Origin of the sequence: Dietzia sp. JS16-p6b, assembly GCF_003052165.1 — a bacterium.
GTDB lineage: Bacteria > Actinomycetota > Actinomycetes > Mycobacteriales > Mycobacteriaceae > Dietzia.
On record NZ_CP024869.1, the window covers coordinates 3,155,577 to 3,176,111 of the forward strand.

Consider the following 20,535-nt stretch of genomic DNA (forward strand, 5'->3'; position numbering starts at 1 on the left):
TTCGTGCTAATCTGAACCGGCCTTCGAGCGGCGACGCCGCGTGAAGTGCACTGCCGATGTAGTTCAATGGTAGAACTTCTGCTTCCCAAGCAGACAGCGCGGGTTCGATTCCCGTCATCGGCTCAGTTGTCGAGGCCCTCCCCCACGGGAGGGCCTCGAGTCATCTGGCGAGCCCATTCCTTCGTGACCCTGCTCCCTCGCGACACCCCGCCGCAATGGTCGCGATCAGGCGCCTGGCGTGGTCGTGCTCGGCACGGACGACCCGCCCTTTCCGTTACCGTTCTCGCCCCCGCGGCGCCGCAGGAGCTGGAACCCGGGAATGCCCTTGACCGCCTCGAGACAGTGCTGCGCGACCTCGAGGATCTGGTGGACCTCCGGTGCCACGGTGTCTAGCGAAGCGATCACGGGAATCACGTCGTTCTCGAGACTGTCGCCCAGCGCGGGCAGGTGGTCGATGAACTTGACGACGGCCCTGATCTCCTCCGGCTCGACCGATTCGAGTATCTCGTCGGCGATCGGTTCCAGGAGCGCGATGGTCTTGTCCGCCCACACCAGGACCTCGGTGAGGCGGGTCGCCACCTTCCCGGCTGTCTCCGGAGAGAGCTCGGCATCGACCAGCAGGGCCTCGACCACCGGCTTGACGGGCGCCAGGGCCGAGTCGGCGAAATCCAGGAGTGGCTCCACTCGTCCGATGAGTCCACCGGCCTCGATCACCAGGTCGTCGGCGACGTCCACCGTCGCACTGACCCGTCCCACCACGCCGTCCGCGGAATCCACAGTCGACCCCACTCGCGCCACGATCCCGTCCGCCGACTCCACCGTCGACCCCACCCGCGCCACGATCCCGTCCGCCGACTCCACCGTCGACCCCACCCGCGCGACCGTGGAGTCGGCGGAGGAGACCGTGCGCTCGACGTCGTCGATCACCGCGTCAGCCCGCGAGACGGTGGTCCGCACCCCGTCGACGGTCTCCGCGGCCGTCAGCACGATCCGGTCGATGGAGGACACGGTCCGCTCGACCTCGTCCAGAAGACGCTGGACCCGCCGGACGACGGACTCCACGTCCTCCAGGAGGGCCATCACCCGCGCCGGCAGGAGGAGTAGCTCACGCGCCACCGAAAGCTCCCACTCCACCACTCGGAACGCGCTGTTGACGAGGGATGACGCGGAGGGCACCCGGACCTGCAGTTCAGCCATGGATCGATTCTGCCCGAACATCCCACGCGGGGCCTCCGGATCAGCGCACCATGGAGAAAGCAGCGGGTGGATGGACCCCATGGCGCTCCCCGGAAGGAGTACGAGATGAGCGCACGACAGGTCGTGACCTTCGATGATCTACGACTCGATGACTCACCCGAGTACGGAGGCAAGTCGGCCAATCTCGGGGAGATGACCGGAGCAGGACTCGCGGTGCCACCCGGTTTCGCGATCGGCCAGTCGGCGTATCTGGAGGCGATGGACGCCGGAGGCGTCCGCGCACGTCTGCACGCCGATCGGGTTCCGGAGGAAGGACTCACCGAGGCCGAGCTCATGGCGAGGTCCGCGGAACTGACGCGGACCGTAGCGGACGTGGACATGCCGGTTCCTCTGCGCGAGTCGGTCCTGGAGCACTACCGCGCGCTGGGACACGACGTCCCGGTCGCGGTCCGCAGCTCCGCCCCCGCCGAGGACGCGGGCGACACGTCGTTCGCCGGCATCCACGAGTCCTACACCGACGTCGTCGGCGAAGACGCCCTGCTCGATGCAGTCCGCAAGTGCTGGTGCTCGCTGTGGTCGCCGCGAGCGATGACCTACCGGGCGGTGTCGGGTTACGACGAGGAGCCGTCCATCGCGGTGGTCGTCCAGCGGATGGTCCGCTCCGACACCTCAGGGGTGGCCTTCACCGCGGACCCCCGCACCTCCCGGACCGACCGGGTGGTGATCGAAGCGGCCTTCGGCCTCGGGGAGGTCGTCGTGGGCGGCAAGGTCGAGCCCGACACCTACGTCGTCGACAAGTCCGACCTGGGCGTCCTCTCCGCCCACGTGGGCCGCAAGCTCACGCGGATCATCGCCGGCCGCACAGACGACGGACTCGTGCCCGTTCCCGAGGAGATGCAGACCACCCGCGTCCTCGACGACGAACAGGTGCGAGCCGTCGCCCGTCAGGCCATGGCGTCGGAAGCGCACTACGGCACGCCACAGGACACCGAGTTCGCATTCGAGGACGGCGAGCTGTATCTCGTCCAGACCCGCCCTATCACCACCCTCGTGGACCGGGCGCCGGACGGTGATCGGGGTGCGTCGGGTGACGGCCGGTCCGGGGGAGACGTGGAGCCGCTCGTCGAGGGACTGGGCGCCGGACCGGGCACGGCCACGGGGCGGGCCCGGGTCCTGCATGAACTCGCGGACGGCGCCGACCTCGCACCCGGCGAGATCCTGGTCGCGACGATGACCGACCCGGACTGGTTGCCGATCCTCAAACGGGCGGCCGCGATCGTCACCGACGAGGGCGGGGTCACCTGCCACGCCGCGATAGTCGGTCGCGAGCTGGGCCGTCCCGTCATCGTCGGCACCAGGTCGGCGACCACGGACATCCACGACGGGCAGACCATCACCGTCGACGGCACGGCCGGCGTCGTCTACCCGGGCACCGTCCGTCCGGCCGCCGCCGAACAGGCTCCCGCCGACGTCGGTCGGACACCCGAGGCACGGACGCGCGAGGTCACCGCGACCGCGGTGTACGTCAACCTCGCGACCCCCGACGCCGCCGCCCGCGTGGCCGCGATGGACGTGGACGGCGTCGGTCTGCTGCGCGCGGAGTTCCTCATCACCAGCGCACTGGAGGGCGTCCACCCGCGCACGCTCATCACCGAGGGGAGGACAGCCGACTACGTGGACCGCATGGCGTCCGGGATCGCCACGATCGCCGCGGCCTTCGACCCCCGGCCCGTGATCTACCGCGCGACCGACCTTCGCTCGAACGAGTTCCGAGGCCTGCTCGGCGGTGAGGTCGAGGCCGAGGAGCGCAACCCGATGATCGGCTACCGCGGGTGCTTCCGGTACACCAGGGAGCCGGACCTGTTCCGACTCGAGCTGGATGCGCTCGCCCGGGTGCGCGAGAAGCACCGCAACCTGCACCTGATGATCCCGTTCGTCCGCACGGCGTGGGAGCTCCGCGCCTGCCTGGACATCGTCGACGGCCACCCACTCGGGCGCGACCCGGGACTCAAGCGGTGGATCATGGCCGAGGTCCCGTCGGTCGTCCACTGGATCCCGGAGTACGCGGCGATGGGCATCGACGGCGTCTCGATCGGGTCCAACGATCTCACCCAGCTGACCCTGGGCGTGGACCGCGACTCCGAGGTGTGCGCGGAGTTGTTCGACTCCATGGACCCGGCGGTACTGGCGTCCATCGACCAGATCATCGACCGCTGCCACGAATCGGGGCTCACCGTCTCCCTGTGCGGCCAGGCGGCGTCGACCGACCCCGCGATGGCCGAGCATCTCGTGCGCCGGGGGGTGACGTCGGTGTCGGTGACACCCGACTACGCCGAGATCACCCGGCGGACCGTGGCACGCGCCGAGAAGTCGATCCTGCTCGATGCGGCCCGATCGGCGACACGCCGCTCACCTGCGAAATAAGAGCCTTTCCTCACCTTGGACGGATCGCTGACAACGCACTAACATCTGTCTTGTTACCGACGGGTAGGTTCCGGTGAGCACATGGCATCGGTGCCGACCCGCGCGGCCACCTCCATTGCCACGACACCGCACTCCGATCGGAGAAGACCGTAATGGGTCACTACAAGAGCAACGTCCGCGATCTCGAGTTCAACATGTTCGAGGTCCTGCGCATGAACGAGGCACTCGACGCCGGCGAGTTCGGCGACATGGACACCGACACCGCCCGGGGAATCCTCTCCGAGGTCGCCACCCTCACCGAGGGCCCGGTCGCCGAGTCCTTCTCGTCGGCCGACCGCAACCCGCCGGTCTTCGACCCCGAGACCCACTCGGTCTCCCTGCCGGAGGATTTCAAGAAGTCCTTCCGCGCCTGGTACGAGGCGGGTTACTGGTCGATGGGCCTGCCGGAGGACCTCGGTGGCATGCCCGCTCCCCGCGCGTTGGTGTGGGCCGCCGGCGAGATGATGCTCGGCGCCAACCCCCCCGCGTTCATGTACGGCGCCGGACCGTCCTTCGCGGCCGTGCTCTACGAGAACGGCACCGAGGAGCAGAAGCAGTGGGCCGCCACCTGCGTCGAGCGCGGCTGGGGCGCGACCATGGTGCTCACCGAGCCCGACGCCGGATCCGACGTGGGCGCCGGTCGCACCAAGGCCGTCAAGCAGGACGACGGGAGCTGGCACATCGAGGGCGTCAAGCGGTTCATCACCTCCGCGGACTCCGACGATCTCTTCGAGAACATCTTCCACCTCGTCCTGGCCCGCCCCGAGGGCGCCGGACCGGGCACCAAGGGACTGTCGCTGTTCTTCGTCCCCAAGTTCCACTTCGACTTCGAGTCCGGTGAACTGGGCGAGCGCAACGGCGTGTTCGTCACCGGCGTCGAGCACAAGATGGGCATCAAGGTCTCCACCACGTGTGAGCTCACCTTCGGTGGCCACGGCGTGCCCGCCAAGGGTTGGATCGTCGGCGACGGGGAGCTCAACCTTGGCATCCGCCAGATGTTCGACGTGATCGAGCACGCGCGGATGATGGTGGGCACCAAGGCCATCTCCACCCTGTCGACCGGTTACCTCAACGCCCTGGAGTTCGCCAAGGAGCGCGTGCAGGGTGGCGACATGGCCGAGATGGCCGACAAGAACGCACCCCGCGTGACCATCACGCACCACCCAGACGTGCGCCGTGCACTCATCCGTCAGAAGGCGTTCGCCGAGGGCCTGCGCGCGGTGTACATGTACACCGCCGCCCATCAGGACGTCGAGATCGCCCAGCGCGTCTCGGGCGCCGACGGTGAGCTCGCCCACCGCGTCAACGACCTGCTGCTGCCGATCGTCAAGGGTGTCGGGTCCGAGCGGGCATACGAGCTGCTCACCGAGTCACTGCAGACCTTCGGCGGGTCGGGCTTCCTCCAGGATTACCCGATCGAGCAGTACATCCGCGACGCCAAGATCGACTCCCTGTACGAGGGCACCACCGCGATCCAGGCGCAGGACTTCTTCTTCCGCAAGATCGCCCGCGACCGCGGCACCGCCATCGGGCACGTGTCGGCGCAGATCAAGAAGTACATCGAGACCGAGGGGCCCGCCGAGTTGGCCAGCGAGCGCGAGGTGCTGGCGACCGCTCTCGCCGACGTCGAGGCGATGGTCGGCACCTGCTTCGACCACCTTCTCGCCTCGCAGGAGGATCCCAAGCACCTCTACACCATCGGTCTGGCCTCCGTCCGCCTGCTCATGGCGTTCGGTGACCTCATGATGGGCTGGCGTCTGCTCGTCGGCGCCGAGGTCGCGCTCGCCGCGCTGGAGGGCGCGTCGGACGCCGACACCGCCTTCTACAACGGCAAGATCGCCGCCGCCAAGTGGTTCGCGAACAACGAGCTGCCGCTCCTCACCGCCACGCGCGGGATCGTCGCCGGCCTCGGCGGCGAGCTCATGGAGCTGGACGAGGCCGCGTTCTGATGAACCGCTGAGCCGCTCCCCGCGATCCCCGGGGGGTGTGCGTCTTGTTGGGTCCCGACACGACGCACACCCCCCGGGGATCCGTGCATTTCGGGCGCGCACCTCGCGCAGGGGCGGGCGGTCAGTTGCCGGGCAGGACCGGGATCCGGAACTCCGGCAGACCCGGGATCCGTATCGCGTCGTCCGGCACCGGCGGCGGCGCGACCGGGCCGGGCGGCTCGGCGGTGGGTGACGGGCTCTCGACCCGACACTCGACGCGGACGCGGGGCGCATACGTCGAGGACACGGTGTCGGTGCTGACCGTCTCCTCGCCCCGCTGGACCACTCGGGTGACCCGGGCCGTGTACCCGTCGGCGCCCGGGTCCGGGGTGCACCCGGGGCTGGTGAGGACACGGGTCTCGGCGCGGCGGAGGTCGGCCCGCGGCGCGGTCGAGATGCGAACCGTGTACTCGCGGGTCCCCCACAGCCGGACGGTGACCGCGCTGCCGCTACCCGAGGCGTCGATCACCAGGCCCGTGCCCTGAGCGTTGCGGAATCCCACGTCCTCGGACGCGGTGGCGTCGCGACCGGCGGGGAACTGCGCCCCGTCGACACCTCGGCCGGTCCGGACCAGCCCCTGCGCCCCGGACTCGAACGCGGCGTTGAAGAGCGCGGTGGCCACGGCGTCGGCGGACACGTCTCCCGAGACGACCCCGGTGACATCGGACATGGAGAAGGTCTCGCCGGCGGGGATGAACTGCCCGGCGAGCGAGGCGATCATCGACTGCGCCCGTCCACTGGCGCCCACCGCGACGGTGAACTCACCGACGGGCTCGCGGATCCCGGCCCTCTCGGCCTCCTCGGTGGTGACCTCCGGGTCCCGACCCACGTAGGCCACCGGCAGCACGCGCGGCCCCTGCACATCGGTGAGCTGCCCCGGGAGCGCCCTGAGGAGCGGACCCCACGAGACGGTGCGCCCCGGGACTGCGGGGACGACCGAGGCGGTCGATCCGCTGAAGGAGAACGAGGCGTCCCTCCCCTCCTGCTCGGTCTCCTCCATCAGCGGCTCCAGGATCCCCTTTGCCGCATCCGCGTCGAACCGGGGCTCCAGCACGGCCCCGTTGCGCACGAACGTGAGGTACTCGCCGATCCGGTCCCGCGGGAACAGGACGGGCACGGCGTGCGGGTCGTCGGCGTCGACCATCTCGAGCTCCCGCTCGGCGGGGACCGCCCGGTCCCTCCCCGGGGGCGGCGGCGGGGCCGGCAACCGTGTCGTGATGGTGGTGACGGGCGGCTCCGTTCCGTCCTCGCGCATCCGCGAGGCCAACAACGTCAGGTCGCGCCCGGCGGCGGGCTCGGCCACGTCGCGGATGAGCGCACGCACCTCGTCCGCCTGCGTCTCGGTGGGGGTGTAGTCGACGACGAGGTCGACCCCGTCGTCGTCGAGCCAGTGGGCGAGCACGGCATCGCGCGAGCTCTCGATCCGCAGCCGCTGACCGTCCAACGGGATGGCGGAGCGGACCTCGTCGCGGTCGAACCAGATGGCGCCCTCCCGCGGTTCGAAGTCCGCCTGCAGGGAGAGCTTCTCCAGGAAGTCGGTCAGTCGTGCGTCGGGGATCACGCTGGCGATGCCCACCTCGGTGGACCACACCAGGCTGATGAGGCGCGTGAGGGGGTTGAGGGGTTGCTCTCCCGCCCGGTCCAGGGTGCCCTGCCAGTCCACGGACAACCCGACCGACCGCGGATCGAGGGTGGTCGACACGACGCCGGCCCGGAGATCGACCTCCTCGTCGACCCGTGGACCCAACTCACGGATGAGGAGCTGCTCGGCGTCCTCCGTCCGCATCCCGCCCACCTGGATCCCGGCCACCTCCGCCCCGCGCGGAACCCGGCCGATGCTGTGGACGAGGTCGAATCCGTAGAGCACCGCCAGGCCCATGAAGACGCCGACTCCGGTGTGGATCCACCTCGACCGCACGCGGTAGCGACGCCGGTCGGCGGCCGCGGGATGCGGGCCCTCGCCCTCGAGTACGACGGGCCGGGCGGGGCCGGCGTCACCGGTGGTGGTGGATTCGTCCACTGGTTCTCGCCTCCTCACGAGCGGGGACTCTCGACCCGGCGGGGCGCCGACCGGGGATGTCCCACCCGAACCACTGTGGCGTCCACTATGACGGACCGGCACCGATGAGTGCAGCCCCCGCGCCGTACGCGGGGGCTGCACTCAGGAAAACCAGCCGGGTGCCGACCGGGTCGGCTGCGGGGTCAGCGTTCGACGATCGCCGTGACGCCCTGACCGCCGGCGGCGCAGACGGAGATGAGCGCGCGGCCCGAGCCCTTCTCCTCCAGCAGCTTGGCGGTGGCGGCCAGGATGCGGGCTCCGGTCGCCGCGAACGGGTGCCCGGCCGCCAGCGACGAGCCGTGGACGTTGAGCTTGCTGCGATCGATCGACCCGAGCGCCGAGTCCAGCCCCAGGCGCTCGGTGCAGTACTCCTCGGACTCCCAGGCCGCGAGCGTGGCCAGGACCTGCGAGGCGAAGGCCTCGTGGATCTCGTAGTAGTCGAAGTCCTGCAGGGTCAGGTCGTTACGCGCGAGCAGACGCGGCACGGCGTAGGTCGGGGCCATGAGCAGACCGTCCGGGGTGCGGCCGTCGTGACCGTGGATGAAGTCGACCGCCGCGGTCTCGGAGTCCACCAGGTAGGCACGGACCGGGAGCTTGTTCTCCTCCGCCCAGGCCTCGCTCGCCAGCAGGACCGCCGAGGCGCCGTCGGTGAGCGGCGTGGAGTTGCCGGCCGTCATGGTGGCCTCGGTGCCGTGGGCCTCGGCGTCACGCTTGCCGAACACCGGCTTGAGCTTCGCGAGCTTCTCCTCGGACGAGTCGGGACGCATGTTGTCGTCACGCGGCACGCCGAGGAACGGGGTGACCAGATCGTCCTGGAAGCCGGAGTCGTAGGAGGCGGCGAGGTTGCGGTGGCTCGCCGCGGCGAGTGCGTCCTGGTCCTCGCGGGACACCCCGAGCTCCCGCGCGGTGATGGCCGCGTGCTCGCCCATCGACAGTCCGGTGCGGGGCTCGGCGTTCTGCGGCTGCTCGGGGACCAGCGACTGCGGACGGATGTCGCCGAGGAGCTTGACCCGGTCCATCGTGCTCTTGGCCGAGGCGACCTTGATGAGGATCTTGCGCAGGTCGTCGTTGACGGCCAGCGGGGCGTCGGAGGTGGTGTCGGTGCCGCCCGCGATTCCGGCGTCGATGCGCCCGACGGCGATCGCGTCGGCCACCTGGATGGCCGAGGCCAGGCCGGTGCCGCACGCCTGCTGCACGTCGTAGGCCGGGCTGGACGAGTCGAGCACCGAACCGATGACCGACTCACGGGTGAGGTTGAAGTCACGGGCGTGCTTGAGGACGGCCCCCGCGGCGACCATCCCGACACGCTTGCCCTGGAGGTTGTAGCGGCTCGCGAGGCCGTCGATCGCCGCGGTGAGCATGTCCTGGTTCGAGGCGTCCGCGTACTTGCCGTTCGATCGGGCGAAGGGGATTCGGTTGCCGCCGACGATGGCGACCTTGCGGGGGCTGGTGGTCACGTGTGTCACTCCCGTTTTATCTCGGTATCCGGTGGCCCGTAGCGCGGCCCGACGAGTATTGTTACTCAGCGGTAAGTTACTTGTCGACCCGTACGACCGCACCTCTCCAGGAGATGATCGCCATGGCACAGGGCAACCTCGACCTCTACTCGCAGTTCGTGACCTCGGCCCCCGGGTCGTTCATCGCCGGCAAGGTCGGCCTCCCGCAGCCCGAGCAGCTCCGCCGTTACGAGGCCGGGCAGCCGGCCCTCCACGGCCCGGTCCTCGTCGGGGGCGAGGGCCGCCTCGTCGAACCGGTCCGCGCAATCCTCGAATCGGACTACGAGCTCGCCGGAGCGGACGCCGAGGGCAAGTTCGCGGGCCTGGTCTTCGACGCGACCGGCGTCCGCCGCGCCGAGGACCTCAAGGCCCTGTTCGACTTCTTCAACCCTGTCGTCCGCCGCGTCGCCGCCTCCGGCCGCGTCGTCGTTCTGGGGACCCCTCCGGAGGAGACGGGCTCGGTGGAGGAGCGCATCGCCCAGCGCGCGCTCGAGGGCTTCACCCGCTCGCTCGGCAAGGAGATGAAGCGCGGCACCACGGTCCAGCTCGTCTACGTCTCCGCCGACGCCGACACCGGCGCGTCGGGCCTCGAGTCCACTCTGCGCTTCATCCTCTCGGGCAAGTCCGCCTACGTGGACGCTCAGGTGTTCCGCGTGGGTGCCGGCGCGGCGACCGCCCCCGCCTCCTGGGACCGCCCCCTCGAGGGCAAGGTCGCCGTGGTCACCGGTGCGGCCCGGGGCATCGGCGCGGAGATCGCCTCCGTACTCTCCCGCGACGGCGCCCACGTGATCTGCTGCGACGTCCCGGCGGCCGGTGAGTCGCTCTCCGCCACCGCCAACAAGGTGGGGGGCACCTCGCTGCCGCTCGACGTGACCGCCGCCGACGCCGCCGAGGTCCTGGCCAAGCACGTCCAGGAGCGCCACGAGGGCGTCATCGACATCCTCGTCCACAACGCCGGCATCACCCGGGACAAGACCCTGGCCGGCATGGACGCCGCCCGCTGGGACGCGGTCATGGCCGTCAACCTCATCGCCCCGGAGCGGATCACCGCCGAGCTCGCGGAGAAGGGCGTGCTCACCGAGGGCGGGCGCGTGGTCGGCGTCTCCTCCATGGCCGGCATCGCCGGAAACCGCGGCCAGACCAACTACGCCGCCTCGAAGGCCGGTGTGATCGGATTCGTCAACGGCGCCTCCGCCGAGCTGGCGTCCAAGAAGATCACGGTGAACGCCGTGGCCCCCGGGTTCATCGAGACCCAGATGACCGCCGCCATCCCCTTCGCCACCCGCGAGGCCGGCCGCCGGATGAACTCCATGCAGCAGGGCGGCCTGCCGGTCGACGTGGCCGAGACCATCGCCTACTTCGCCAGCCCCGCCTCCTCCGCGGTCACCGACAACGTGATCCGCGTGTGTGGCCAGTCCCTCCTGGGCGCGTGATCGCGGTGGAGTACACCCGCCTGCCCGCCATCCCCAACCTGCTCGCCCAGTACGGCAAGGCCGCCGTCGGCTCGGCCCCCGTCGTGGGCGGCAAGCGCGACGGCAAGTCGATGCCGGAGAAGGGCGTCGAGGTGGAGGGTGTCCGCGTGGACACGGCCAACCTCGCCGCCTACACCCGGGTCTGCGACCTGCGGTTCGGCGACGCACTGCCGCTGACCTACCCCTTCACGCTGGCCTTCCCCCTGAGCATGCAGCTCATGCTGGACCCGGCCTACCCGGTCCCGGCAATGGGCTCGGTGCACCTGACCAACGAGATCGAGTCCCACCGTCCGCTGCGGGTGGGCGACGAGCTGTCGATCCGCGCGCGGGCCGAGAACCTGCGCGAACACCCCGCCGGCCTGCTGCTCGACATCGTGACCGAGATCCGCACCGGCGACCACGATGAGCCGGCCTGGGTGCAGAGGTCCGGGCTGCTCTCCAAGCGCAGGACGTCCCTCACGCCGCCCAAAGACGCGCCGCGGCCGCCGAAGCCCGAGCCGCCCACGGCGGCGGAGATCGGTGATCCCACGGTGGTCAGGTCGGTCTCCGAGTCGCTGATCGCCGAGTACGCGTCGGTGTCCGGGGACCGCAATCCCATCCACGTCTCCAAGGTGGGCGCCAAGGCGTTCGGGTTCCCGAATGTCATCGCGCACGGGATGTGGACGGCGGCGACCCTGCTCGGTGTGGTCGAAGGGGCGATCCCCGAGCGGGCGCGTTACTCGGTCGAGTTCGGCAAGCCCGTGATCCTGCCGGCGAAGCTGGGCATCTACGCCCGGCGCGGTGCCGGTGCCGACGATCCGGCCTGGTCGCTGCGGGTGCGCAACCCGCGCAAGCTCGGAACCGTCCACGCGACGGCCACCATCGAGGAGCTCTGACCCCACGACCTCGACCCCGGTCATCCGCCCCGAACACGGGCGGGTGACCGGGGTTCGTCGTCGGTCCGGTTCCGCTCGACCGCGAATGGGCATATGTTCTGGGTCACACCGATTCTCGACCGCAGGGAGACCACCGTGCCCTTCTCTCCACCCACGTCCGCCGACCGATCCCGACCGAGCCCCCGGCTCCGACCGAGGTCCCGATCCGTGGCCGGCGTCATCGCCGCGGCAGCCCTCACCCTCACCCTGCCCGCCACGGCCGTGGCCCAGTTCGGCTCCCTCGGCGGCGGCTCGGTCGACACGGGATCGGTCCCCCCGGGCGTCCTGTTCCCCCCTGCGGTCGGCGTCGGTGCCGGCGAGGGCGTCGAGGTGGTCGCGGGCCCGGCGGTCCGTGCCACGACGGTGATGGACCGGCTCAACGTCCCGTGGGACGTGGTCCGCACCCCGGACGGAACCATCCTCACCGGGGAGCGCGGCGGCCGCGTGGTGGCCCAGCCCGCGGGCGGTCAGCGTCGCGACGTCGCGATCGACCTGCCCGGCCTGGTCCGGCAGTCCGAGAGCGGCCTGATGGGCATGGCCGTGGACGCCGGATTCGCGCAGAACCGCGAGATCCACGTGTGCTACTCCCAGAACGCGGGCGGGACGCGCGACAACCGCGTCACCACCTTCCGGGCCGCCGACAACTGGTCGGCGCTGACCAGGGTCCGCGACGTCGTGACCGGCATCCCACTGGGAGCCCAGGGCATCCACAGCGGGTGCCGTCTGCAGGTCGCCGCCGACGGGTCGATCTACATCGGCACCGGCGACACGTTCAACGCGACCGGCCCCCAGGACCCCGCCTCGTTCGCCGGCAAGATCCTGCACGTCAACCCGGACGGCACCCCGGCCACCGGCACCTCCCCGATCCTCACCCTCGGCCACCGCAACGTCCAGGGCCTGGCCGTCCAGCCCGGCACCGGCCGCGTCTACTCCGCCGAGCACGGCCCGGACGTCGACGACGAGGTGAACCTCCTCGCGCCCGGCGCCAACTACGGCTGGGATCCCAACGTGAACGGCCAGTACAACCAGAACGTCCCGATGACGGACACCACCCGTCACCCGGACGCTGTCGGGGCGGTCTGGTCCTCGGGCAGTCCGACCCTGGCGAGCGCGGACATCGAGTTCCTGCGGGGCTCCGCGTGGGGCGAGTGGGAAGGCGCGCTGGCCATGGCGAACCTCAAGACCCAGAAGCTGGTCCTGCTGCGCCTGTCCGAGGACGGACGGTCGGTCCGCGACGCCGCGGTCCTGCTGGAGGGCGACTTCGGTCGCCTCCGCTCGCTGACGCCGGAGCCCGGCGGCTCGCTGCTGGTCACCACCTCCAACGCGGACAACCGGGACCTGGTCTTCCGCGTGAGCCCGGCATGATCCCCACCGGGCCGGGGCGCTAGAGCTCCAGGACCCGCCGGGCGGCGTCGGCCAGCGCGACCGCGTAGCCGGCGCCGTGGCCGGCCGAGTGAGTGGCCAGCGGGTGCAGCTGATGCAGCGGCACCCGCTGGCGCCACCCCGGCCTCAGCGGGTGCCGCTCCTGGTAGCCGCCGAGGATCTCGTTCAGGTACGGGGCCCCGAACAGCGCGAGCATGGCCAGGTCGGTCTCGCGGTGCCCGCCGTGGGCGGCCGGGTCGATGAGCACGGCCTCCACGGACTCGACCGCGCCGACCCCGGACGCCGCGGGAGCGGGCGCCCACAGCACGTTCCCCGTCCACAGGTCGCCGTGGATGCGGGCGGGGTCGTCGCCGGGGTGGTCCAGCTCCCCGGCCGCGATCCGGTCGCAGGCGCGCTCGACCACCGCGAGGTCGGCTCCGCCCAGCACCCCCATGTCGACCGCGATCGCGACGAACGGTCGCACACGCTGCTCGGAGTAGAACTCGCCCCACGACCGGGTGGGGCGGCACTCCTGGGGGCGGTCGCCGATGAAACACCGGCCCGCCCAGTCGTCGGCGGGTGCGCCCCAGGCGGCGGCGCCGGCGTCGTGCATCACCGCGAGTGTCCGCCCGAACCGACGAGCCGCCTCCGCGGTGGCTCGACCGGCGGGAACGGGCTCGAGGGCGATCTCGTCGTCGTCGACCCCCAGGACCTCCACCACCCGGGGCCCGCCGGGCGCCGCGGCGAGCCAGGCCAGGCCGGCGGCCTCGTGGCGGTAGAAGTCGGGTCCGTGGCGCGACCCCCTCTTGACGAACGCCCCGGCCCCTCGTGTCGCGCTCATGCGCGCACCTCCCGGGCCCGCGAGGCCCGCTCGCGTCCGAGTAGCCGCCCGGCCAACAGGACGATCACCACCCCTCCGACGAGTACCGGCGCGACGGTCCAGCGCATCCCGGCGTGCTCGGCGATCAGACCGACGAGCGGCGGTGCCGTGAGGAATCCGAGGCGCATGACCCAGTTGAGCACGGCCAGCCCCGTCCCCGGGGACAGACCCGGGACCGAGTCGGCCCCCACCATCGCGCCCGGGATGACGGTGGCGATGCCCCAGCCCGCCAGCGCGAAGCCGGCGAGCACCACCGTCAGCAGGGCGGGACCGTCGAGGACGAACGAGCCGACCAGCGCCGCGCCCGCGCCCGCCACCACACACATCCCGCCCGTGCGGCCGACGTGCGCGGCGCCGATGCCGTCGACCAGACGGTCCCCGGCGAGCCGCCCGATCAGCTGCGCGCCCTGCACGGCGATGAACCCGAACCCGGCCACCCCGGCACCGGCCACCGCGACCTCCCGGAGGTAGAGGGCCGACCACGTCTGAGCGAAATCCTCGACGACCGCCGCGGACGAGGCGAGGAGGCCGAACGCCACCAGCAGGAGCAGCGTCCGGCCGCCCGGGAGCCGGCGCTGTGGACTCTGGCGCTGCGGGACCGGGTCCCGCGAGACCCTGCGCTGCGGGGCCCGGCGCTCGCCGGACGACCCCGCGGCGCGCAGTCGCAGGGGGTGCGCGGCCAGCGCGGCGAGCGCACAGGCGACACCTGCCGCGCTCATCTGCACCACGACCGACGCCCCGATGCCGGCGGCGAACGACCCCCCGGTGGCACCGAGGACCGCCCCGAGCGACCAGACGGCGTGAAAGCGGTTGATCAGGGAGCGACCGTGCCGCAGCTGCACGCGGATGCCGTGGGCGTTCATGGCCACGTCGGTGACGGCATCGCACACCCCGAACACCAACAACAGACCCGCGAACGCCCCCACGACCGGGGAGAGCGCGAGCAGCGCGGCGGCGAGCGAGGTCAGCACCATCGCGGCCACCGCCACCGCCCCGTCCGAACGCCGACGCATCAGCGCGGGGGCGAGCAGTCCCCCCACCAGGGCGCCCGCCGGGAAGCACGCCATCGCCAGACCGAAACCGGCCGGCCCCAGGTCCAGCGCGGACTTGAGATCCGGCAGGCGGGGGACGATGGCCCCGAAGATCGCGCCGTTGGCGACGAAGAGCAGGACCGTGGCGGCCACCGGCCCGCGCAGTCCGGTCCCGCCTCCGCGCGGGCCCAGCGGCCCTCCCGTCGCGATCACGACCGTCAGACTACGTCGTGCACCCACGCCGGTAGCGTTGACGGCGGTAACGGTCGGACGGGCGGCGGGAGCGCGACATGTACGGGGTGACGGCAGGGATCGAGGCCACGGACGAGAGCCGTCACGTGGTGTGCCGGGTGCCGCTTCCGGTGCCGCCGCAGGTGGTGTGGGACGCGGTCTCCACCGGCGAGGGGATCTCGTCCTGGTTCGTGCCCTGCGCGCTGGAGCCGCAGGTCGGCGGGCGCATCGTGCAGTTCGCCGATCCCGGCGCCCCCGACCCCACGACCGGTCCGGAGGCCGCCGCCGAGGCGATGCTCACCGCGACGGTCGGTGAGATCACGGTCTTCTCGCCCCCCGCCGGTGGTGTGCCGGGGGAGTTCGCCTTCGAGGAACATCACTGGATGGGCGAGGGGATCCCGGTTCCCCCGTGGACGACCTCGTGCGAGATCGCCGACGACGGCGAGGGCGGGACCGTCCTGACACTGCGGTCCGGGTTCGCCTCGGGTGGGCAGCTCGCGGAGGAGTCGATCGACGGCAGCGTGAGCGGGTGGGCCCAGTCCCTCACCGTCCTCGCGCACCGGCTCACCCACCGACCGGGCGACGGCGTGGTGACCGTCCACGCGGCCACCGACCCGGTCGCGTCGTCGGTTCCCGAGGTGTGGTCCCGGGTGCTCGGCCGGCTGGTCGCGCCCGCGGCCGGTACGGGTGCCCGGTCCGGCGAGGTCGCCCGGTCCGGCGAGGTCGGGGGCATCGTCGCGGCGGAGTCCGAGGCCTCCGCGGTGGTCATCCTGTCCGCACCGGTCGACGGTGTGATCGAGCTCTACGGGTTCCCCGCCGGGGACACGCCCGAGGACGCGACGAGCAGCGCCGCCGTCGCCGTCCGCGTGTACGAGTACGTGGAGGCCCCGGGCGGCTCCGGCGACCCGCTGGGCGCCGCCGCGGTCGACGGGGTCGAGCCCACCTGGGACGCCGACCGCTGGCGTGGGTGGCTCGAGGGCCTGGTCTCGGACTGACCCCCGGCGGCGGGCGGTCGGCGACGAAACATCGACGTCCGGTGCGACGATGTCCACCGAGACGGCAGTACTGTAGCGGAAGCACCAGCCGTGCGACCGGCACGTACTGAACGCGGCCCGGACCGCACACCGCATGAACCGCACACCGACGAGGAGCACCAGCTGCAATGGCGGATTCCAACGACACCGTGACCATCGCGACCAGCGAGGGCGCGTCCGGCACCACTCTCCTGGGCATCGGCGCCTACCGTCCACGTCGCGTGGTGAGCAACGAGGAGATCTGCGAGACGATCGACTCGAGCTCGGAGTGGATCTACGAGCGGTCGGGAATCCTCAACCGTCGTGTCGCGGGACCGGATGAGAGCATCGTCTCCATGTCCAGCGAGGCCGCGAGGAAGGCCCTGGCCTCGTCCGGAATCGATCCCGAGCTCATCGACGCGGTGATCGTGTGCACCTCCACCAACTGGACCCAGGTCCCGCACGCGGCCCCGCAGGTGGCCACCGACCTCGGGCGGAACGGGATCGCCGCGTTCGACCTCACCGCCGGCTGCGCCGGGTTCGGCTACGGCCTCGCCGTGGCCACCACCATGATCCGGGGCGGCGGCGCCCGGTACGTCGTGGTGGTGGGCGTGGAGAAGATGACCGACGGCATCGACTTCTCCGACCGCAACACGGCTTTCATCTTCGGTGACGGCGCCGGCGCAGTGGTGGTGGGCCCCTCGGAGGTCAACGACGTCAGCCCGGTGATCTGGGGGTCCGACGGAGCGCAGGGCAGCGCCATCCGCCAGACCAAGGATTTCAAGCAGTACGTCGACGAGGTCGACGCCTCCGCCGCCGCCGCGCGCGAGGAGGCCGTGCTCCAGCCCTACCTGGTCATGGACGGGTCCAAGGTCTTCCGCTGGGCCGCGGTCCAGGTGTCCAAGGTGTGTGCACAGACGTTGGAGGCGGCGGGGGTGACGGCCGAGCAGATCCAGGCGTTCATCCCCCACCAGGCCAACGGCCGCATCAACTCGGCCATGGCCAAGCACCTCGGGCTGCCGGACTCGGTGGCGATCGCCAACGACATCGAGCAGACCGGTAACACCTCGGCCGCCTCCATCCCGTTGGCCATGGAGGCCATGCTCCGCGACGGAGAGGCCGAGCCGGGTCAGATCGCGTTGTGCATCGGCTTCGGGGCGGGACTGTCCTACGCGGGGCAGGTCGTGCGGCTGCCCGCCAAGCCGCCCGTCGACTGACGCCACACGCCCGTCGACTGACGCTCCACGGCCCCGGCCCGGCGGAACCGGGGCTGTGTTCCCCTCTCATGGACAGGTGTTCATGAGAGAGTGATCCCATGCACACCTCACGCCTCCGTCGCAGCGCGGGGCCGGCGTTCGCCGGCGCCGTGGTGGCCTGCGCCTCCGCCCTCCTGGCGTCTCTCGTCTCCCCTGCCGTGGCCGCGTCGACGCCGGCGATTCCCGTCGCGCCGCCGCCCACCGGCTCCACGATCGAGCAGGCCGGCGGATCAGCCCAGACGCTGGGCCACAACGTCGCGGGTCAGCTCAGCGGCGCCGGCCTCGGCCCGTCCGTCTATGCCGGGACCGGCGGGGGTCCGGCGCGCTACGTGGCGCTGGGTGACTCGTATGCCGCGGTCGGCAGGGTTGCGCCGGGGTCCTGGGGCGCCGGCCCCGTGGCGTGCGTGCGCACCGACGACGCCTACCCCGCGGTCGTGGCCCGCGAGCTCGGTGTGGGGACGTTCATCAACGCCAGCTGCGGCGGGGCCACCGCGGACGACCTCTGGGAGCCGGCGCGTCACGGGGCGCCGCCCCAGCTCGACGCCCTGGACGCGCAGACCGACCTGGTCACCCTGACCATCGGCGGCAACGACGTGGGGTTCGCCGCGGTGATCGTGGCCTGTGCCCTCCGACCCAACACCGCCCCCGAACTCCTGCCCGTGGTGGACTCGATCACCTCGGGGCTCGCCGAGGGATTCGACGCCACCGCCGGGTGCTCCGATGTGATCGACCGCCAGGCCACCCGCGCCCTCGAGGAGCTCGACACGCGGATGGACTCGGTGTACGCCGAGATCGCCCGGCGCTCACCCGCCGCCCGCGTGGTAACCGTGGGGTACCTCTCCGCGGTCCCGGACGACCAGACCCTGCTCTCCTCCCCCGACTGCGCCCCGTTCATCGAGATCTCCGACGCCGAACGGGACAAGGTCCGCGGGTTTCAGCAGGGCATCAACCGGGTGGTTCGCGACGCGGCCCTGCGGAACGGCGCGACTGTCGTGATCCCCGACGAGCCCGGTCACTCGATGTGCACGTCCCCGGACACCCGCTGGGTCGACTTCACCGGCCTGCAGACCGCGTCCGTGCCCGTCCATCCCACGTCCGCCGGGCACGCACACGTGGCCGGTCGCGTGGTGTCCGCGCTCTCGGGGTAGCGACGACGCCGGCTGGTGAGAGCAGGACGCGGAGTAGAAGTTGCTTAGTTGTCAACGACGCGGTCGACGCCGCCGCCCCCCGCGATGAACTCCTGCGTGAGCTGATGCTCGCGCGAGGGTTCATCGCCGGGGGCGGCTGCGTGTCACCTCATCCCTCGAACAGCCCCTGACCGACGTACCCGCCCTCCGGTGCGCCGGGCGGGAGGGCGAAGACCGCGGACCCGATCGGGACGGTCCACGTGTTGAGCGCGTCCTGCTCGGCGAGCCGCTGCTGGACGGGAATGTAGGTGCGCACCGGGTCGGCCTGGTACGCGGTGAAGATCAGACCGCTGTTGCTGATCTTCCCCGGCTCCGGCGGGTCGTCGAAGTTGTACGGCCGCCGGAGCATGGCCTCCCCTCGGTGGCGCTGCCGGGCCCGGGCCATGTGCGACTCGGGCGGGATGACCGGCAGGCCCACGTCGTCGACGGCGTCGAAGTCGGCGGGGTCGTGCTCGTGGGTCCCGGTGAGCGGCGCACCGGTGTCGATCCGTCGGCCCACGCTCAGCTCACGGGAGGTGCGGTCGATCTCCTCCCAGGTGTCCATGGTCATGCGGATGCGGCGCAGGACGAGCGAGGAGCCGCCCCGCATCCACCGCTGGACCTGCCCGTCCGCGGACCTTCCGTCGGAGAACACGACCTGGTCGTAGTCCACGTCGTCGGGCCTCGGGTTCTCGGTGCCGTCGATCTGCCCGAACAGGTTCCGCTGTGTGCGACCGGTCGGGTCGGTGCCCACGGCCTTGCGGAACCCTCGCTGGGCCCATTTCTGCTCGGCCACGCCGCGCACGCCGGAGGCGAGGGTCCGGGCCGCGTGGGAGACGACCAGCGGGTCGTCGGCGCAGATCTGGAGTAGCAGATCCCCTCCCGACCACCTGTCCTCGAGCTGATCGATCTGCGGGAACGCCGGCAGCTGCCGCAACCACGCCGGACGCCGCTCGGGCATCCTCACCGCGTCGAACAACCCGGGCCCCAGCCCGATCGTGACCGTCAGCCTCGCCGGGTCCCGGGCCAGTTCGGGCTGGAGATCGGCCAGACCGCCGCGGCCTGAGGTGAGCCGGGCGGCGTCCTGCGACCAGGCCCGCAGGACACCCTGGATCTCGCCGCGGGTGGCCCCCGTCGCGAGGTCGAACCCGATAAACGCCCCGTGGGCTTGCGGAGGTGTGGTGATGCCGGCCTGGTGGGGTCCGTGGAAGGGCTCGGTGGCGGCGCCCACGACCCGTGAGTCCGCGACGGTCCTCCAGTCGGGTGCGGCCCCGTCGTCGTCGAGGATGCCCCGCCCCGCGTACCCGGCGGCGCCACCGAGCAGACCACCACCCACCACGGCTCCCGCGCCGCGGGTGAGGACCGACCGCCGCGACAGGGGGCGGGGGGCCCGGTCAGCCATCGTGGTTCATGCCCCCGTGGTCCATGCCCCCGTGGTCCATGCCGCCGTGGTCGCCCCCGACGTACTCTTCCTCGCCGCCGCGGAAATCGCGCGCGGAGACGGTGACCTCCTGCTCGGTGCCCCCCTCCCGGGCGCCGCCGGCGAACTGCAGGGTCAGTGCGATCTGCTGGCCGGTGGTGATGGGCTGGTCCAGGTCCATCAGCATGATGTGGTCACCGCCGGGCTCGAGGATCAGCTCGCCGCCGGCCGGGATGACGAAGCCGTCCTCCTTCTCCTGCATCATCATCCCGCTTCCGCCGGGGACGGTCTCGTGCAGTTCGGTGCGACCACCGAGCCCGCTGGAGACCCCGGTCAGGTGGAGGTCGACGTCGCCGGGGTTGCGGAGGGTGCCGAAGACACCGGACATGTCGGTGTCCGTGGCCTTGACCCAGCCGTCGTCCAGTGTCACGACGCCCGCGGCCTCGGCGCCGGACGTCTGGTCGGCGGCGACAGAGGTCTGGGCGGGGTCGTCGGAGGCGCAGGCCGCCGTGGTCAGGGCGAGGGTCAGTGCGGTGGCCGCGGCGAAGGCGGCACGGGTGTAGGTGCGAGTACGCATGGGTGGTCCA

Annotated in this window: 15 protein-coding genes and 1 tRNA gene; 9 read left to right on the plus strand and 7 right to left on the minus strand. The window is 71.6% G+C overall.

Translation table 11 applies throughout. The annotated features are described in order from the left end of the window. The first annotated feature begins 52 nt into the window (after positions 1 to 52). A tRNA-Gly gene (locus CT688_RS14540) sits at positions 53 to 123 on the plus strand. A 102-nt stretch (positions 124 to 225) separates the two neighbouring features. On the opposite strand, the gene CT688_RS14545 is transcribed toward CT688_RS14540, so the two are convergent. Continuing rightward, positions 226 to 1,197, minus strand: a complete 972-nt coding sequence (locus CT688_RS14545) for a methyl-accepting chemotaxis protein (protein WP_231750365.1) — start codon at positions 1,195 to 1,197, stop codon at positions 226 to 228. A 105-nt stretch (positions 1,198 to 1,302) separates the two neighbouring features. On the opposite strand from CT688_RS14545, the gene ppsA reads away from it, so the two are divergent. Together ppsA and CT688_RS14555 are read left to right on the plus strand one after the other, a co-directional pair. Beyond that, the gene (gene ppsA / locus CT688_RS14550; RefSeq protein ID WP_107757484.1) at positions 1,303 to 3,621 is read left to right on the plus strand and encodes a phosphoenolpyruvate synthase; all 2,319 of its coding nucleotides are present in this window, start codon (positions 1,303 to 1,305) and stop codon (positions 3,619 to 3,621) included. Between the two features lie 152 nt (positions 3,622 to 3,773). Further along, positions 3,774 to 5,609, plus strand: coding sequence for an acyl-CoA dehydrogenase (locus CT688_RS14555; protein ID WP_095718086.1), 1,836 nt, complete (start codon positions 3,774 to 3,776; stop codon positions 5,607 to 5,609). A gap of 121 nt (positions 5,610 to 5,730) precedes the next feature. On the opposite strand, the gene CT688_RS14560 is transcribed toward CT688_RS14555, so the two are convergent. Together CT688_RS14560 and CT688_RS14565 are read right to left on the minus strand one after the other, a co-directional pair. After that, positions 5,731 to 7,668 (minus strand): VanW family protein, encoded by a 1,938-nt coding sequence (locus CT688_RS14560; RefSeq protein WP_107757485.1) that lies wholly within the window; start codon positions 7,666 to 7,668, stop codon positions 5,731 to 5,733. A gap of 182 nt (positions 7,669 to 7,850) precedes the next feature. Then, positions 7,851 to 9,164, minus strand: a complete 1,314-nt coding sequence (locus tag CT688_RS14565; RefSeq protein ID WP_107757486.1) for an acetyl-CoA C-acetyltransferase — start codon at positions 9,162 to 9,164, stop codon at positions 7,851 to 7,853. Between the two features lie 122 nt (positions 9,165 to 9,286). On the opposite strand from CT688_RS14565, the gene CT688_RS14570 reads away from it, so the two are divergent. The 3 genes from CT688_RS14570 to CT688_RS14580 all read left to right on the plus strand — a co-directional run bounded on the left by CT688_RS14570 (position 9,287) and on the right by CT688_RS14580 (position 12,954). Then, complete coding sequence (locus tag CT688_RS14570; RefSeq protein ID WP_095718144.1) at positions 9,287 to 10,636, plus strand: 3-oxoacyl-ACP reductase; 1,350 nt, start codon at positions 9,287 to 9,289, stop codon at positions 10,634 to 10,636. 5 nt (positions 10,637 to 10,641) lie between these two features. Further along, positions 10,642 to 11,550, plus strand: coding sequence for a MaoC/PaaZ C-terminal domain-containing protein (locus tag CT688_RS14575; RefSeq protein ID WP_095718145.1), 909 nt, complete (start codon positions 10,642 to 10,644; stop codon positions 11,548 to 11,550). Positions 11,551 to 11,757: 207 nt separating this feature from the next. Further along, positions 11,758 to 12,954 carry a sorbosone dehydrogenase family protein gene (locus CT688_RS14580; protein WP_095718146.1) on the plus strand — a complete coding sequence of 399 codons (1,197 nt, stop codon included), beginning with the start codon at positions 11,758 to 11,760 and terminating at the stop codon, positions 12,952 to 12,954. A gap of 19 nt (positions 12,955 to 12,973) precedes the next feature. On the opposite strand, the gene CT688_RS14585 is transcribed toward CT688_RS14580, so the two are convergent. Together CT688_RS14585 and CT688_RS14590 are read right to left on the minus strand one after the other, a co-directional pair. Next, positions 12,974 to 13,792 carry a fructosamine kinase family protein gene (locus CT688_RS14585; RefSeq protein WP_095718089.1) on the minus strand — a complete coding sequence of 273 codons (819 nt, stop codon included), beginning with the start codon at positions 13,790 to 13,792 and terminating at the stop codon, positions 12,974 to 12,976. Beyond that, positions 13,789 to 15,075: an MFS transporter gene (locus CT688_RS14590; RefSeq protein WP_095718090.1), complete on the minus strand. Its 1,287-nt coding sequence runs from the start codon at positions 15,073 to 15,075 to the stop codon at positions 13,789 to 13,791. Before CT688_RS14590 ends, CT688_RS14585 begins: the two co-directional genes overlap by 4 nt. A 77-nt stretch (positions 15,076 to 15,152) precedes the next feature. On the opposite strand from CT688_RS14590, the gene CT688_RS14595 reads away from it, so the two are divergent. The 3 genes from CT688_RS14595 (at position 15,153) to CT688_RS14605 (ending at position 18,510) form a co-directional block, all read left to right on the plus strand. Further along, a complete protein-coding gene (locus CT688_RS14595) occupies positions 15,153 to 16,088 on the plus strand; it encodes an SRPBCC domain-containing protein (protein WP_095718091.1) in 936 nt (311 codons plus the stop codon). 167 nt (positions 16,089 to 16,255) lie between these two features. Then, on the plus strand, positions 16,256 to 17,323 hold the full coding sequence (locus CT688_RS14600; protein ID WP_095718092.1) for a beta-ketoacyl-ACP synthase III: 1,068 nt from the start codon (positions 16,256 to 16,258) through the stop codon (positions 17,321 to 17,323). Positions 17,324 to 17,421: 98 nt separating this feature from the next. Beyond that, positions 17,422 to 18,510: an SGNH/GDSL hydrolase family protein gene (locus CT688_RS14605; protein ID WP_095718093.1), complete on the plus strand. Its 1,089-nt coding sequence runs from the start codon at positions 17,422 to 17,424 to the stop codon at positions 18,508 to 18,510. 148 nt (positions 18,511 to 18,658) lie between these two features. Here CT688_RS14605 and CT688_RS14610 read toward each other — a convergent pair whose 3' ends face one another. Both CT688_RS14610 and CT688_RS14615 read right to left on the minus strand, forming a co-directional pair. After that, entirely contained in the window at positions 18,659 to 19,930 is a 1,272-nt protein-coding gene (locus CT688_RS14610; protein WP_095718094.1) for a Dyp-type peroxidase, read from the minus strand. Next, on the minus strand, positions 19,923 to 20,525 hold the full coding sequence (locus tag CT688_RS14615; protein WP_095718095.1) for a copper chaperone PCu(A)C: 603 nt from the start codon (positions 20,523 to 20,525) through the stop codon (positions 19,923 to 19,925). The genes CT688_RS14610 and CT688_RS14615 overlap by 8 nt, the downstream gene beginning before the upstream one ends. Positions 20,526 to 20,535 lie beyond the last annotated feature (10 nt).

What these genes read in the sequence shown, in the direction of transcription:
- CT688_RS14585 (WP_095718089.1), bottom strand. Translation starts at nt 13,792, where the DNA reads ATGAGCGCGACACGAGGGGCCGGGGCGTTCGTCAAGAGGGGGTCGCGC.
- CT688_RS14600 (WP_095718092.1), top strand. Translation starts at nt 16,256, where the DNA reads ATGGCGGATTCCAACGACACCGTGACCATCGCGACCAGCGAGGGCGCG.
- CT688_RS14570 (WP_095718144.1), top strand. Translation starts at nt 9,287, where the DNA reads ATGGCACAGGGCAACCTCGACCTCTACTCGCAGTTCGTGACCTCGGCC.
- CT688_RS14595 (WP_095718091.1), top strand. Translation starts at nt 15,153, where the DNA reads ATGTACGGGGTGACGGCAGGGATCGAGGCCACGGACGAGAGCCGTCAC.
- CT688_RS14545 (WP_231750365.1), bottom strand. Translation starts at nt 1,197, where the DNA reads ATGGCTGAACTGCAGGTCCGGGTGCCCTCCGCGTCATCCCTCGTCAAC.
- ppsA (WP_107757484.1), top strand. Translation starts at nt 1,303, where the DNA reads ATGAGCGCACGACAGGTCGTGACCTTCGATGATCTACGACTCGATGAC.
- CT688_RS14555 (WP_095718086.1), top strand. Translation starts at nt 3,774, where the DNA reads ATGGGTCACTACAAGAGCAACGTCCGCGATCTCGAGTTCAACATGTTC.
- CT688_RS14610 (WP_095718094.1), bottom strand. Translation starts at nt 19,930, where the DNA reads ATGGCTGACCGGGCCCCCCGCCCCCTGTCGCGGCGGTCGGTCCTCACC.
- CT688_RS14615 (WP_095718095.1), bottom strand. Translation starts at nt 20,525, where the DNA reads ATGCGTACTCGCACCTACACCCGTGCCGCCTTCGCCGCGGCCACCGCA.
- CT688_RS14605 (WP_095718093.1), top strand. Translation starts at nt 17,422, where the DNA reads ATGCACACCTCACGCCTCCGTCGCAGCGCGGGGCCGGCGTTCGCCGGC.